The following is a 14,354-nucleotide window of genomic DNA, read 5'->3' as shown; positions in this document are numbered from 1 at the left end:
ATTTCTTCTTTTTTTAAAATGGCCAAATTAAAGGAATCAAGAAAATGGATATCAGGAAAGTAATGATATTCAAAGGTAACCCGATGCGTACAAAATCCGTGAACTTATAGTTACCGATACCTTGTACAATCAAATTAGTCTGATACCCTATAGGAGTGGAGAAGCTGGCAGAAGCCGCCATACAAATTACAACGAAGAAAGGCATCGGACTGACTCCCATCTGTGAAGAGATGGAAAGTGCCAACGGGAAAGCGAGTGCCGCGGCCGCATTGTTCGTAATCAGCTCTGTAAACAAGTTCGTTATGATAAACACAGCAGCCAGCAACACGTGGGGGCCATAATGATGGCTCATGCCTATAATGAAACGCGCCACAGCATCTGCCACTCCGGAATTCACCATCGCCTTGCTGATAGCAAAAGCACAAGCAATCGTTATCAGAATATCCCAAGATATATATTTGGTATACTTGCGGGCCGGAAATATCTTTGTCCAGGCCATAATGATAGTAGTAATGGAAACGAAGAAAAACATATCCAACTTGATTTCCGGAAAAGCTTCCTTGACAACCGGAAGTTCACCAACCGTTGCACCCACTATCATCAATATCAGCAAAGCCAAGGCAAACCAGCGCTTTCCCTTTCCGGGCACCGGTTCCGTATCCTTGCCATTGGCCAGCAACACGAACACCGAAGATTCCCCCCAGGTCTTTACAAAAGAGTCATCAGCCATCACCACCAGCGTATCCCCTTCGCGGAGATATTCATTTTCCAGATTTCCAACAATGCTCTGACCGCTACGCTTAATCTCCTTCACTTCGGCCCCATAATGCCGCTTGAAGTTAAAATCACCAAGTTTCTTGTTGATACCGGGAAAACGGGCGCCGAGTACAGCTTCCACCCGATGTAAATCTCCATGCTCCTCCGGTTCCTCATCCAGCTTTACCGCATCCGTACGAACATCCGGCAAAAGCCTTGAGGAAAAAGCGAACAGATAAAGGATGCCTGCAATCGCGACGAAAATGCCCACTTTACCCAACTCGAACATAGTAAAGCCTTCATATCCGGCTTCCAATATCATACCATGCACCACCAGATTGGTCGACGTCCCTATCAGGGTGCAGATTCCGCCAAGTATCGTCACATAAGAAAGGGGTATAAGGAACTTGGTAGCAGGCAATTTTACAGATTCGGCCCAACGCTTGATAATGGGAGCAAAGATAACAACCACCGGAGTATTGTTTAGAAAAGCTGAAATAAAAGCAATGGTGGGCAACATACGGAACTGCGCTTTAAAGACCGTAGTCTTACCTTGGGGAAGCAGCTTCTTGATTACTTGCCCCAAAGCACCCGACTGCCTGATGCCTTCACTGACCAAAAACAGCATGGCAACAGTCATCATCCCCTTATTACTGAACCCTTCCAGCATCTCCTTAGGAGTGAGGATACCTGCACACAAGAACAATACTACGACAGAAAAGAGCACCATGCCCGGACGCATTTTATCCAGAACCAAGGCAATCACCATGCCCAACAATGCCAGCAGCACAAACAATATCTCAAATGTCATAAAGTCGTTATTTTATTTCGGTATGCTTGGGTTCTACGATAAACCACGGATTCAGCAAATCCTCCTTATTATATTGCAAAGGTTCTTCCTTCCCCGCCTGATAAATTTCCATTCCGGCAGCACGTGCAATAGCATGCCCAGCCGCCGTATCCCATTCCATCGTAGGGGCAAAACGAGGATATACATCAGCCTTGCCTTCAGCTACCAGACAAATCTTGATGGAACTTCCACTTGATATAAGCTCAACTTCCGCATGGCTGCATTTCATTTTCTCGATATAATCTTCTGTCTCGGGCGTCAGATGCGAACGGGAAGCCACAATTACAAACCGTTCGTGCACGCTTGTTTCCGGCAGCCGGACAGCTTTCGCAAGCAGTTCATCCCACGACATTCCATCACGTGCAGTAATACCAGATAGCTTATAAGCACCCGAATCATGCACTCCAAAATAGAGCTCCTTTTTTACCGGCACATAAATGACTCCCATTACCGGTACTGAGTGATGCACCAAAGCTATATTCACTGTGAACTCACCGTTCCTCTTAATGAACTCCTTCGTACCGTCCAAAGGGTCTACAATCCATAAAGTTTCCCAACTCCGTCGTTCCGAAAAAGGCAAATGTTTGCCTTCCTCGCTTAGCAGAGGGAAAGGTGTATCAGCCAAAAAACGGCAGATAGTTTCATGAGCCTTACGGTCGGCAATAGTAAGAGGAGAATTATCCGCTTTTTTTTCTACCTGAAAATCCGATGCCGGATCATCGTAAATGGAAAGAATTTTCTCGCCAGCCTGCAAAGCGGCATCAATCGCATTCAGTATATATCGTCGTTCCATACTATATTCTTCTCAAAGATAAGGCACAAAATTAAAAACTTTTTCAGGTCTAAAAGTTTCCACCTCTTGTTTTATAACTTCTTTTAAACGAAAGAGAGAATATTATAAGCACTTTTCACAATCAAGAAAATCAATCCGGAGCAGAGAAATAGAGTGAAATATTCACGAAGGAAGAGGAACTAAAGAGACTGTGACAACATGAGTTTATCTGGGTCTTTTCTCAATTAGTCCGTTAGTTCACAGTACTGAACACTTTGTTTCACTGCTTAAAAACAAGTTGTTTCAGTATAAAAAACATTTTGTTTTTATGCGATAGAACGAGATGTTCTGTTAAGAGAAACAAAGTGTTCTCTTTAATGAAACAAACTGTTCTGTTAAAGGAAACACTTTGTTTTGCCAAACCAAACACGCGACAGCGCCAGCCTTCACATTCTTTCGGCATATCATGAAAAAGGCAGTAACTTCGCAGTTACTGCCTCATCTTGAAAGGAAACATACATTCCTTTCTGTTATGAATTACCAAAAAGAATTCTATTAATTGACGCTATACAGCAACCATGCCTTCTGGAAGTCATCATTCGAAGGATGTTTAGCTTTGAAAGAGTCGCGCAGATTCTCGGCGGATGCTCTGTCATCGAATGTACCGATAACTACACGATACAGATTTCTTTCTGCATTATGAACTACCATTGCAGTATAACCTTCATTCACCAATGCCTGCTTCACACCTTCCGCATTAGCTTTCACGCTATAAGCTCCGCAAACTACACTAAAGGTTTTCAAGCTGGTACCACCTGATACCACAGTCACCTTTTCCTGACGCATGCCGGCAGGTGCACTTTCCACCACCTTTACTTCTACTGGAGCGGTAACCACTGGAGCCACCTCTTCAGCAGGGGCAGTTGTTTGCGGCTCGGCCAATTCCTGCTGTTTTGCCTTTTCATATGCTTTCTTATAAGCACTTTCACTTGATTTACAAGAAGAGAATGCCAAAGCTATGCATACTCCCATTCCCAATACGGCTAATTTTTTCATCTTTTCTATTGTTTTTATTAGTAAAATCGTCTATTCTTATTCTTTATCTCAAAATTTTCGAAAAATAGATTTCGTGCCCTCATATTCCAAACGCAATGAAGAGTAGGACAAATCTTCCACTTTAAAGGTACGTTTTCCTTCCGGCCACCCGAAATAAGTATCATAGTTTTTATCGTTAACACTTTCAGGCAACAAAATAATGGAAATTTCAGCACCTTTCAAAGAATAATTTCCAAAAAACGTAGTCACCCCTCCATCTTTCAACAAACATATGGCAGAAAAACTTCCTTTTTGAAAATTATAGAATACACTGTCCACCTTCTCTGATGTACCGTCGGCATATTGATACTGACGCAACTGCCACTTACCGGCCAAGTCACCACCACCATTCATGCAAGCGGTCAAAGTACAAGCCACCAATACAATCCAAAGATATTTTAAATGCAATTTCATCATTTTTCCATGCCACTATCTAAATATGGAACAAAAGTACACCATAACATGCGATTATACCTCAGCATCCTTAGTTAAATATAATTAAACCCCTCCATAAAAAGAGATTTCCCGGAAGACTTGACGTATATTTGCCAAATATAAACAGAGCATGAGGCTCACTTAATTGATTACATGACATTTGAAAATTTGAATTTGATAGAACCTATATTGAAGGCTCTTCAAGAAGAGGGGTATTCCACCCCTACCCCAATCCAGGAAAAATCGATCCCTATATTACTTCAAGGAAAAGACTTATTAGGATGTGCTCAAACCGGAACAGGCAAAACCGCCGCATTTTCCATCCCTATCTTGCAAAAGTTGTATAAAACGGATAACCGCAAAAGTATCAAAGCACTCATTCTGACGCCGACCCGCGAGTTGGCCATACAGATAGGAGAATCCTTCAGTGCATACGGTAAGTATACCGGACTGAGACATGCCGTCATCTTCGGCGGTGTAGGACAAAAGCCACAGACAGATGAACTGAAACGTGGAGTACAAATACTGGTTGCAACTCCCGGACGACTGCAAGACCTGGTCAACCAAGGTTTCATTAACCTAAAAGCACTCGAATTCTTCGTATTGGACGAAGCAGACCGGATGCTGGACATGGGATTCATACATGATATCCGACGCATATTAAAGCTATTGCCCGCAAAACGGCAGACTCTCTTCTTTTCGGCCACAATGCCTCCAGAAATAGAGACCTTGGCAAACTCCATGCTGACGCACCCCGAGAAAGTGGAAGTCACCCCTGCATCGTCTACGGTTGACACAATCTCCCAATCAGTCTATTTCGTTGAGAAAAAAGAGAAAAAAGACTTACTGATTCATCTGCTGAAGAATCCGGCTATCAAGTCCGTACTTATCTTCACCAGAACTAAATATGGAGCAGACAAACTTGCACGTACCCTTAGTAAGTCCGGAATAAGAGCCGAAGCCATACATGGGAACAAGTCGCAGAATGCCCGACAGCGAGCACTGACCGGCTTTAAGAACCATGAACTGCGTGTACTGATAGCAACCGATATTGCAGCACGAGGTATCGACGTGGACCAACTATCACACGTCATCAACTATGAGTTGCCCAACATTCCGGAAACATACGTGCACCGTATCGGACGAACCGGACGTGCCGGCCACGACGGTATTGCCCTCTCCTTTTGCGAATCGGAAGAACTGCCTTACCTGAAAGATATCCAAAAATTGATAGGGAAAAGTATCCCAGTAATAAAAGAACACCCATTTGTCACCGCCGATGGTTTAAAAGCCCAGAAAATCAAGACTGAAGAAATTAAGGCCAAAACCAAGGAAAACAAAATCTATCGCGGGAGCCGTACGAATGGAGACTTTTGGAGAAGAAAAAAGCAAACCTCGCAAAACAACACCCCAAAAGGAGTTGGAAGATAAAGACAATCATAAAAAAACTGATATTCCGAACAAAGTTTCAAAAAAATTTGTTAGTTTTGTCGTACGAACCTCAAAAAAGAAAGGAATATCATTATGAAAGGATTAAATGTTTTAGCAGCTTTCCTGGGTGGCGCCGCAGTAGGTGCAGCCCTCGGTATCTTATTTGCTCCTGAAAAAGGAGAAGACACCCGTAACAAAATCGCAGAAATTCTCCGTAAGAAAGGGATTCGTCTGAACCGAAGCGAAATGGAAGACTTGGTAGATGAAATTGCTGCGGAAATCAAAGGTGAGGTAACGGAATAAGGTAAAAAACAGAACCACTATGTTTGCAGACGACAAAAGTATAGAAAATATGCAGCAGCTCTTCATTGAATTCAAGAAATACCTGGAGCTGCAAAAAGAATATACCAAACTGGAAGTCACCGAAAAACTATCCAAACTGCTTTCTACACTTTTATTGGTGCTATTGGTCGTCATACTCGGCGTAGTGGTTCTGTTTCATCTGTCGTTTACGCTGGTCTATATCTTAGCTCCGCTGGTAGGCGGGCTAATGATGAGTTTTGCACTTATCACGTGCTTCCATATCCTACTCATCGTTCTGCTTGTCCTATTCCGCAAAAAGCTCATTATTGATCCGACAGTAAAACTTATCGCAGAATTATTCTTAGACAATTAATTCGAAATATTCATGGATAATACGACCAATACGACTCCCGTCACTTTAGAAAGCATCGCCCAGAAAAAAGCCATGCTGCTACAAGAAATACGACTCCAGAAAGAAATCATGACTGGGCTTACACAAGAAATTTTTGCTCCGCTGGAACCAGCTACCAACAAGGCAAATGCCATGATGAGAGCATTCAACACGGGTATGGCTGTTTTTGACGGTATAGTATTGGGGGTAAAGGTAATGAAGAAATTCAGAAAAATATTTGGAAGAAAGAGATAGAATATCGGATAAAAAAAGAGGGGATGGCCATAACAGTCATCCCCTCTTTTTTATCCGATATAGTCTGAGCACTTTTATACGTACGTCTCAAGCAACTTCACTGCTCCTTCAGGCACAATCGTCACTTCTTGGGTTGCAGCTGGCAGCAGGATTGTTTCGCCCGCTTGTACGGAAACTTCATTCTTCTCATTATCAATAATACGGCAAGAACCCTCCACACAAATAAAGATAACAAAAGAATCCAGTTCAGAATAGTCACAAGTGATTTCTTCCGTCATGTCATAGATGGAAGTCGTGAAATACGGGCTTGCCACCATTTCTACCGGTTCATTCTGCACCTGCTCGTACTCCGTACGAAAATCGTCCTGCACATCTGCAAAATTAATGGCATCAATGGCCTGGCTTGTATGCAGTTCTCTTGATTTACCATCCTTATCCTTACGATTGTAATCAAAAATACGGTAAGTGATATCCGACGTTTGCTGTATTTCTGCTACAAAAGCTCCCGCACCGATTCCATGTACCCGACCTGCAGGCACATAAAACACATCGCCCGGTTTAATGGCGCAAGTCTGCAGAACATCCGCAAACGTACCATTATACACTCGTTCCTTATATTCTTTCGGAGTAATCTGCTCTGCAAAACCGGAAATCAGCTTGGCACCCTGGTCAGCAGCAATAACATACCACATTTCATTTTTACCAAAACTGTTATGACGTTTCTTAGCCAACTCGTCACCCGGGTGTACCTGAATCGACAAGTCCAACTTGGCATCAATAAACTTTATCAATAAAGGAAACTTATTTCCGAAACGTGCATAGTTGGCTTCTCCTACCAGGTCTTCCTTATATTTTCTGACCATATCCGGCAGCGTCAATCCTTTGTCTGCACCATTGGCCACTATAGACTCACTGCCTTCTACTGCCGACACTTCCCAACACTCGCCTACATTGGCAAGGGTATCATTCAAATGTTTGAATGGAATAATCTTGTCGCCTCCCCAAAGCGTCTGCTTCAGAATAGGCTCAAATTTTAGAGGATACATTCGTTGTTTTTATTAGAACTTTCTGTTAATGATGTGATTTTTTTAGATTCCGGGGGCAAACATACAAAAAATATCAATTTGTATTCCATTTGTTAAACGCTAAACTTTCCTAAAATGTTCTCCACATTTCCTTCCAATTACTTGGGGGAACAAAAGAATTTCTTTTTATTTGCAAGAAATTTAATTAATACCATGGATATGATAAACACTACTCCAACAGAAAGTAATTTGTCCGGTTTGAACCAAAAAGACTTTCAAAAGGATATAAATAACAAAAAGACAGATTTGTTTATCCTGAAGAATGCCCAGGGAATGGAAGTTGCAGTTACTAATTACGGCTGTGCAATACTTTCCATCATGGTACCCGACAAAAATGGCAAATATGCCAATGTTGTATTAGGACACGACAGTATTGAACATGTAATCAACAGCCCGGAACCTTTTCTAAACACTACCATCGGACGCTACGGTAACCGGATAGCTAAAGGAAAGTTTACTTTATACGGCGAAGAGCACCAATTGGCAATCAACAATGGTCCCAACTCACTGCATGGTGGTCCGACTGGTTTTCATACCCGTGTATGGGATGCTGTCCAGCCAGAGCCATCAACAGTCATCTTCAACTACACATCCGCTGACGGCGAAGAGGGCTTCCCCGGAAATCTCGAAGTAGAAATGACTTATCGCCTGGAGGATGAGACCAATGCTCTGGTCATCGAATACCGGGCTACTACCGATAAAGCCACCATCGTCAATCTGACCAATCACGGTTTCTTCAATCTTGCCGGTATAGCCAATCCCTCCCCTACAGTCTTAAACAATATTGTTACCATCAACGCAGATTTTTATGTACCCATCGATGAAGTATCCATTCCTACCGGAGAGATATTGAAGGTAGAAGGTACTCCTATGGATTTCCGTACTCCCCATACTCTTGGTGAACGAATTGATGAGAAACATACACAAATTGTGAATGGCGCAGGATATGACCATTGCTATGTACTGAACAAGACTGAAAGTGGAGAGCTGAGCCTTGCAGCCACCTGCATAGAGCCCAACAGCGGGCGAACGATGGAAGTATATACCACTGAAAATGGCGTCCAGCTCTACACAGGAAACTGGCTCGGGGGCTTTGAAGGTGCCCATGGAGCCACTTTCCCTGCAAGAAGTGCAGTCTGCTTTGAGGCCCAGTGTTTTCCCGATACGCCCAACAAGTCCCATTTTCCGTCGGCAGTATTACTACCGGGTGATGAGTACCAGCAAGTGACAATCTACAAGTTTGGTGTACAAGAATGAAATAACTAATCCAATTTATAAACTTATTAATTTTACAAAACCATGACACAACAAAAACAGAATGGTAAACTCATCGCAATTATCACGATGATCTTCCTTTTTGGTATGATTTCATTTGTTACCAACCTTGCTGCCCCTATGGGAATCGTACTGAAAAATCAGTTTTCAGTATCCAATGCGTTAGGAATGTTGGGTAACTTTGGTAACTTTATTGCATATGCAGTGATGGGAATACCAAGCGGCATCTTATTACAACGAGTAGGATATAAAAAAACAGCATTGATAGCAGTAGCTGTAGGTTTTATCGGTGTAGGTATCCAATATTTGTCCGGTCATTCAAGCCCTGATATGGCTTTTGCCGTATATTTGATTGGCGCTTTCATCGCCGGTTTCTCCATGTGTTTGCTTAATACGGTAGTCAACCCGATGCTGAACAAGCTCGGCGGCGAAGGCAAGAAAGGAAACCAGCTTATCCAAGTGGGCGGCTCTTTCAACTCCGTAATGGCCACCATTACTCCGATGTTCGTAGGTATCCTGATTGCCGGTTCCATTGAAAAAGCTACTATCTCTCAGATATTCCCTGTTATGTACACAGCAATGGCTGTATTTGCCATCGCATTTTTTGTTCTTTTGATTGTGCCCATACCGGAACCCAATGCCGCAACTTCAACAGAGCCTATCGGCAAGTTGATGTCAGGTGCTTTAAAATTCCGCCACTTCATTTTGGGAGCTATAGCAATCTTTGTATATGTAGGTGTGGAAGTAGGTGTACCGGGTACTCTGAATCTATTCTTGACCGACCCGATCGAAAAGGGAGGAGCCGGTATTTCTTCCACTATTTCCGGGTTTGTTGTAGGTACATATTGGTTCCTCATGCTGATTGGACGTCTGGCCGGCGCTTCATTTGGTGCAAAAATCTCCAGTAAGGCAATGCTTACCTTTACTTCCGCATTAGGTTTGCTTTTGGTATTCCTTGCCATCTTCTCATCTACCGGTTCGCTTGTCAATCTGCCGGTACTCCAACAAAGTGCTACGGGCAGTCTCTCTTTCGGATTTGCAGAAGTACCTATCAATGCAATGTATCTGGTACTGGTAGGTCTGTGTACCTCCATCATGTGGGGTGGTATCTTTAATCTGGCCGTAGAAGGATTGGGTAAATATCTGGCAGCCGCTTCCGGTCTGTTCATGGTATTGGTATGCGGTGGAGGCATCTTGCCCCTTATCCAAAATAAGGTGGCCGACATTGCAGGTTTCATGCCGAGTTACTGGGTTATCATCGCAGCCCTTGGCTATCTGTTGTTCTACGGTTTGGTAGGCTGCAAAAATGTCAATAAGGACATCAAGGTCGATTAACAAGAAAATATAGGTAATTTATTTATTCACCTTATAAAATATAAATATCATGGATATAGAATACGTAAGAAGCCGTTTCATCAAGCACTTTGACGGAACAACGGGAGCTGTTTATGCTTCTCCGGGTCGCATCAACCTTATCGGTGAGCATACAGACTATAACGGTGGTTTTGTATTCCCCGGAGCAATCGATAAGGGAATGATTGCAGAAATAAAGCCCAACGGCACAAACACAGTAAAAGCTTATTCCATCGACCTGAAAGATTATGTGGAATTTGGCTTGAATGAAGAAGATGCACCCCGCGCAAGCTGGGCAAGATATATCTTTGGCGTGTGCCGGGAAATGATGAAACGTGGTGTAGATGTAAAAGGTTTCAATACAGCTTTTGCAGGCGATGTGCCTCTGGGTGCAGGAATGTCCTCTTCAGCAGCTTTGGAAAGTACCTATGCCTATGCTTTGAACGACTTGTTCGGTAACAACAAAATAGACAAATTTGAATTGGCAAAAGTGGGACAATCTACAGAACACAACTATTGTGGCGTAAACTGTGGTATCATGGACCAATTTGCTTCTGTATTCGGAAAGAAAGGAAGCCTCATCCGCCTGGATTGCCGTTCACTAGAATATCAATATTTCCCATTCGACCCACAAGGCTATCGTCTGGTTCTTGTAGATTCTGTAGTGAAACACGAACTTGCATCTTCAGCATACAACAAACGTCGTCAAAGCTGCGAAGCTGCTGTTGCCGCTGTTCAGAAGAAGCATCCACACGTAGAATTCCTGCGTGACGTTACCATGAGCATGCTGGAAGAAGCAAAAGCCGACATCAGCGCAGAAGACTATATGCGTGCAGAATATGTCATCGAAGAGATTCAACGCGTACTCGACGTTTGCGACGCCCTGGAAAAAGGCGACTATGAAACTGTAGGCCAAAAGATGTATGAAACACATCATGGCATGAGTAAGTTGTACGAAGTAAGCTGCGAAGAACTCGATTTTCTGAATGACCTTGCATTCGATTGTGGAGTTACCGGCTCACGTGTCATGGGCGGTGGATTCGGTGGATGTACAATCAATCTGGTAAAGGATGAATTGTACAGCACATTCATCGAAAAAGCTAAAGATGAATTCAAGAAGAAGTTCGGCAGAAGCCCGAAAGTATATGATGTAGTCATCAGCGACGGTGCTCGCAGATTAGAATAATAGACATCAGTATTCAAATAAAAGGCGTTTCCCAGTAATGGGAAGCGCTTTTTTCTTCCCCCTTATTCCACCGTTTTCCACTCTAAAACCAAGATTATCCGAGAAGTTTATTCCGAACATACCTATCTGTACAGCCAGTTGGCACAGATATGTTTCTTGACACTTATGTTGCATAACATATGAAAGTGTACAGCCTACACTAAAGAAAAGTGTTACTTTTACACCCAAAGAAAGATAATCATCTCATTTACATTAAATACAAAACCATGAAAAGACATGTTCTACTTGCAGGAATTGCCGCAATGATGCTAACTGCGTGCAATCAAAAGACAGAAACAACGCTTACGCTGTCCGGTCTTGATCCAGTAAAATTCCAAACAACAGTCAATGACGCCCAGACACAGCTTTATACGCTGAAGAATAAAGCGGGCATGGAAGTATGCATCACAAACTTTGGGGGACGTATTGTATCCATTATGGTACCCGACAAAAATGGAGTTATGCAGGATGTAGTATTGGGCTTTGACAGCATTGCCGATTACATCAACATTCCAAGTGACTTTGGTGCTTCTATCGGACGCTACGCCAACCGGATTAACCAAGGGAAAATCGTTCTTGACGGAGATACCATACAGTTACCACAGAACAATTTCGGACATTGCCTGCACGGTGGCCCCAAAGGATGGCAATACCAAGTATACAGTGCCAATCCCATTGACAGCACAACTCTGGAGCTCACCCGCATTTCACCGGATGGAGACGAGAATTTCCCGGGTAATGTTACGGCAAAAGTACTTTTCAAGTTAACGGATGACAATACCATTGATATAAAATACAGTGCAACAACAGACCAAAAGACGGTTATCAATATGACTAACCATTCTTATTTCAATTTATCAGGTGACCCTTCAAAGGCAGCAACAGACCACATCTTATACATCAATGCAGACAACTATACTCCGGTAGACAGTACTTTCATGACAACGGGTGACATCATCTCCGTCAAAGAAACACCAATGGACTTTACCACTCCCAAGAGTGTGGCACAAGACATCAACCGGACGGACTTTGAACAAATAAAGAACGGAAACGGATATGACCACAATTGGGTACTGAATACTAAAGGTGACCTATCCCAAGTGGCAGCCAAACTGACATCGCCTATAAGCGGCATCACCCTGGAAGTTTATACCAATGAGCCAGGCATACAAGTATATACCGGGAATTTCCTGGATGGCACCGTAAAAGGTAAAAAAAGCATTACTTACAACCAGCGCGCTTCCGTATGCCTCGAGACACAACATTATCCGGATAGCCCCAACAAAGCCCAATGGCCTTCTGTCGTACTGGAACCCGGACAAATTTACAACAGTGAATGTGTTTTCAAATTTTCCGTAGAAAAATAACAATAACCTTATAAATCATTTATTATCGTGGAAACATTAGATTGGTTAGTCATTGGAATCTTTTTCCTGGCTTTAATTGGAATTATTGTCTGGGTTGTCAAACAGAAACAGAATGACTCAGCAGACTATTTTTTAGGTGGTCGTGATGCCACATGGCTCGCTATCGGTGCATCTATCTTTGCATCCAACATCGGTTCGGAACACTTAATCGGATTAGCCGGTGCCGGTGCTTCCAGCGGTATGGCGATGGCACATTGGGAAATACAAGGCTGGATGATCCTTATCTTAGGTTGGGTATTCGTACCGTTCTATTCGCGAAGTATGGTATTCACAATGCCTGAATTCCTAGAACGCCGCTATAATCCACAATCACGTACAATATTGTCTGTAATATCTTTAATCAGCTATGTACTGACAAAAGTTGCCGTGACGGTTTATGCAGGAGGATTGGTATTCCAACAAGTATTCGGTATAAAAGAACTTTGGGGAATCGACTTCTTTTGGATTGCCGCCATCGGTCTGGTTATACTGACTGCGCTCTACACAATCTTCGGAGGAATGAAGTCGGTACTTTATACCTCCATCCTGCAGACCCCCATCTTGCTGTTAGGTTCACTGATAATCCTTGTACTCGGCTTCAAAGAATTGGGAGGCTGGGATGAGATGATGAGAATCTGCGGTGCAGTCACAGTGAACGATTATGGCAACACAATGACAGAACTTATACGCAGTAATAACGACCCTAACTTCCCTTGGTTGGGTGCACTGATTGGTTCAGCCATTATCGGATTCTGGTATTGGTGTACAGACCAGTTCATCGTGCAACGCGTACTTTCCGGAAAGAATGAAAAGGAAGCACGGCGCGGTACCATCTTCGGAGCTTACCTGAAATTATTGCCCGTATTCTTATTCCTTATCCCAGGCATGATTGCTTTCGCATTACACCAAAAATATCTCGGAACCGGGGAAGAAGGTTTTCTACCTATGCTGGCAAACGGAAATGCCAATGCAGATGCTGCTTTCCCAACTCTAGTAGCAAAATTGCTTCCTGCAGGAGTCAAAGGTTTGGTTGTTTGCGGTATTCTTGCAGCATTGATGAGTTCTCTCGCATCTTTGTTCAACTCATCTGCTATGCTTTTCACCATTGACTTCTACAAACGTTTCAAGCCGAACACTTCTGAGAAAAAGTTGGTAGGAATTGGACAGATGGCAACTGTTGCGATTGTGATATTGGGTATACTCTGGATTCCCATTATGCGCAGTGTAGGCGATGTACTTTACACCTACTTACAAGATGTACAATCTGTATTAGCACCAGGCATTGCCGCAGCCTTCCTCTTGGGGATCTGCTGGAAACGCACCTCTGCACAAGGCGGTATGTGGGGACTGATTGCCGGAATGATTATCGGTTTAACCCGTCTGGGGGCAAAAGTATATTACAGCAATGTAGGAGATATGTCAAGCAGTACCTTCAAGTATCTGTTCTATGATATGAACTGGCTGTTTTTCTGCGGATGGATGTTCTTGTTCTGCATCGTAGTGGTTATCGCAGTCAGCATGTTTACAGCTGCCCCAAGCGCTGAAAAGATTCAAGGGCTGGTATTCGGAACTTCAACTCCTGAACAAAAAGCAGCTACACGTGCGAGTTGGAATAAATGGGATATCATTCATACCCTTATCATCCTGGGTATTACTGCTGCTTTTTATTGGTATTTCTGGTAAATCGGTATGTTGCTATGATATATATCCATGCAGCATACC

Annotated in this window: 14 protein-coding genes; 9 read left to right on the top strand and 5 right to left on the bottom strand. The window is 43.2% G+C overall.

From position 1 onward, the window contains the following. Window positions 1–13: 13 nt before the first annotated feature. The 4 genes from DW039_RS05845 to DW039_RS05830 all read right to left on the bottom strand — a co-directional run bounded on the left by DW039_RS05845 (window position 14) and on the right by DW039_RS05830 (window position 3,887). Window positions 14–1,567 (bottom strand): SLC13 family permease, encoded by a 1,554-nt coding sequence (locus tag DW039_RS05845; protein WP_035448034.1) that lies wholly within the window; start codon window positions 1,565–1,567, stop codon window positions 14–16. Window positions 1,568–1,574: 7 nt separating this feature from the next. Then, the gene (gene cysQ / locus DW039_RS05840) at window positions 1,575–2,399 is read right to left on the bottom strand and encodes a 3'(2'),5'-bisphosphate nucleotidase CysQ (protein WP_005826562.1); all 825 of its coding nucleotides are present in this window, start codon (window positions 2,397–2,399) and stop codon (window positions 1,575–1,577) included. A gap of 534 nt (window positions 2,400–2,933) precedes the next feature. Further along, entirely contained in the window at window positions 2,934–3,434 is a 501-nt protein-coding gene (locus DW039_RS05835; RefSeq protein ID WP_117749527.1) for an SPOR domain-containing protein, read from the bottom strand. A gap of 48 nt (window positions 3,435–3,482) precedes the next feature. Further along, on the bottom strand, window positions 3,483–3,887 hold the full coding sequence (locus DW039_RS05830; RefSeq protein ID WP_008663657.1) for a lipocalin-like domain-containing protein: 405 nt from the start codon (window positions 3,885–3,887) through the stop codon (window positions 3,483–3,485). A gap of 174 nt (window positions 3,888–4,061) precedes the next feature. On the opposite strand from DW039_RS05830, the gene DW039_RS05825 reads away from it, so the two are divergent. The 4 genes from DW039_RS05825 to DW039_RS05810 all read left to right on the top strand — a co-directional run bounded on the left by DW039_RS05825 (window position 4,062) and on the right by DW039_RS05810 (window position 6,288). After that, the gene (locus DW039_RS05825; RefSeq protein ID WP_005826566.1) at window positions 4,062–5,339 is read left to right on the top strand and encodes a DEAD/DEAH box helicase; all 1,278 of its coding nucleotides are present in this window, start codon (window positions 4,062–4,064) and stop codon (window positions 5,337–5,339) included. A gap of 93 nt (window positions 5,340–5,432) precedes the next feature. After that, window positions 5,433–5,642: a YtxH domain-containing protein gene (locus tag DW039_RS05820; RefSeq protein ID WP_005826568.1), complete on the top strand. Its 210-nt coding sequence runs from the start codon at window positions 5,433–5,435 to the stop codon at window positions 5,640–5,642. A 19-nt stretch (window positions 5,643–5,661) separates the two neighbouring features. Continuing rightward, the gene (locus tag DW039_RS05815) at window positions 5,662–6,015 is read left to right on the top strand and encodes a phage holin family protein (protein ID WP_005826569.1); all 354 of its coding nucleotides are present in this window, start codon (window positions 5,662–5,664) and stop codon (window positions 6,013–6,015) included. 12 nt (window positions 6,016–6,027) lie between these two features. Then, window positions 6,028–6,288: a hypothetical protein gene (locus DW039_RS05810; protein ID WP_005826570.1), complete on the top strand. Its 261-nt coding sequence runs from the start codon at window positions 6,028–6,030 to the stop codon at window positions 6,286–6,288. A 74-nt stretch (window positions 6,289–6,362) separates the two neighbouring features. Here DW039_RS05810 and DW039_RS05805 read toward each other — a convergent pair whose 3' ends face one another. Beyond that, complete coding sequence (locus DW039_RS05805) at window positions 6,363–7,334, bottom strand: type I phosphomannose isomerase catalytic subunit (protein ID WP_120381797.1); 972 nt, start codon at window positions 7,332–7,334, stop codon at window positions 6,363–6,365. A 198-nt stretch (window positions 7,335–7,532) separates the two neighbouring features. Here DW039_RS05805 and DW039_RS05800 point away from each other — a divergent pair, with 198 nt between their 5' ends. The 5 genes from DW039_RS05800 to DW039_RS05775 all read left to right on the top strand — a co-directional run bounded on the left by DW039_RS05800 (window position 7,533) and on the right by DW039_RS05775 (window position 14,315). Further along, on the top strand, window positions 7,533–8,630 hold the full coding sequence (locus DW039_RS05800) for an aldose epimerase family protein (RefSeq protein WP_034528954.1): 1,098 nt from the start codon (window positions 7,533–7,535) through the stop codon (window positions 8,628–8,630). Window positions 8,631–8,672: 42 nt separating this feature from the next. After that, the gene (locus tag DW039_RS05795; protein ID WP_117680486.1) at window positions 8,673–9,983 is read left to right on the top strand and encodes an MFS transporter; all 1,311 of its coding nucleotides are present in this window, start codon (window positions 8,673–8,675) and stop codon (window positions 9,981–9,983) included. 49 nt (window positions 9,984–10,032) lie between these two features. Further along, window positions 10,033–11,187 carry a galactokinase gene (gene galK / locus DW039_RS05790; protein WP_120381796.1) on the top strand — a complete coding sequence of 385 codons (1,155 nt, stop codon included), beginning with the start codon at window positions 10,033–10,035 and terminating at the stop codon, window positions 11,185–11,187. 266 nt (window positions 11,188–11,453) lie between these two features. Then, complete coding sequence (locus DW039_RS05780) at window positions 11,454–12,593, top strand: aldose epimerase family protein (protein WP_120381794.1); 1,140 nt, start codon at window positions 11,454–11,456, stop codon at window positions 12,591–12,593. Window positions 12,594–12,620: 27 nt separating this feature from the next. Continuing rightward, a complete protein-coding gene (locus tag DW039_RS05775) occupies window positions 12,621–14,315 on the top strand; it encodes a sodium:solute symporter (RefSeq protein WP_120381793.1) in 1,695 nt (564 codons plus the stop codon). Window positions 14,316–14,354: the final 39 nt, after the last annotated feature.

The sequence above is a fragment of the Bacteroides sp. AF39-16AC genome, assembly GCF_003602735.1.
Taxonomy (GTDB): Bacteria; Bacteroidota; Bacteroidia; order Bacteroidales; family Bacteroidaceae; genus Bacteroides; species Bacteroides uniformis.
This window is presented reverse-complemented; position numbering and strand designations above follow the sequence as displayed.

Bases quoted from the DNA above. Each gene is read 5' to 3' on its own strand.
- DW039_RS05845 (WP_035448034.1), bottom strand. From the start codon at position 1,567: ATGACATTTGAGATATTGTTTGTGCTGCTGGCATTGTTGGGCATGGTG.
- cysQ (WP_005826562.1), bottom strand. From the start codon at position 2,399: ATGGAACGACGATATATACTGAATGCGATTGATGCCGCTTTGCAGGCT.
- DW039_RS05835 (WP_117749527.1), bottom strand. From the start codon at position 3,434: ATGAAAAAATTAGCCGTATTGGGAATGGGAGTATGCATAGCTTTGGCA.
- DW039_RS05830 (WP_008663657.1), bottom strand. From the start codon at position 3,887: ATGAAATTGCATTTAAAATATCTTTGGATTGTATTGGTGGCTTGTACT.
- DW039_RS05825 (WP_005826566.1), top strand. From the start codon at position 4,062: ATGACATTTGAAAATTTGAATTTGATAGAACCTATATTGAAGGCTCTT.
- DW039_RS05820 (WP_005826568.1), top strand. From the start codon at position 5,433: ATGAAAGGATTAAATGTTTTAGCAGCTTTCCTGGGTGGCGCCGCAGTA.
- DW039_RS05815 (WP_005826569.1), top strand. From the start codon at position 5,662: ATGTTTGCAGACGACAAAAGTATAGAAAATATGCAGCAGCTCTTCATT.
- DW039_RS05810 (WP_005826570.1), top strand. From the start codon at position 6,028: ATGGATAATACGACCAATACGACTCCCGTCACTTTAGAAAGCATCGCC.
- DW039_RS05805 (WP_120381797.1), bottom strand. From the start codon at position 7,334: ATGTATCCTCTAAAATTTGAGCCTATTCTGAAGCAGACGCTTTGGGGA.
- DW039_RS05800 (WP_034528954.1), top strand. From the start codon at position 7,533: ATGATAAACACTACTCCAACAGAAAGTAATTTGTCCGGTTTGAACCAA.
- DW039_RS05795 (WP_117680486.1), top strand. From the start codon at position 8,673: ATGACACAACAAAAACAGAATGGTAAACTCATCGCAATTATCACGATG.
- galK (WP_120381796.1), top strand. From the start codon at position 10,033: ATGGATATAGAATACGTAAGAAGCCGTTTCATCAAGCACTTTGACGGA.
- DW039_RS05780 (WP_120381794.1), top strand. From the start codon at position 11,454: ATGAAAAGACATGTTCTACTTGCAGGAATTGCCGCAATGATGCTAACT.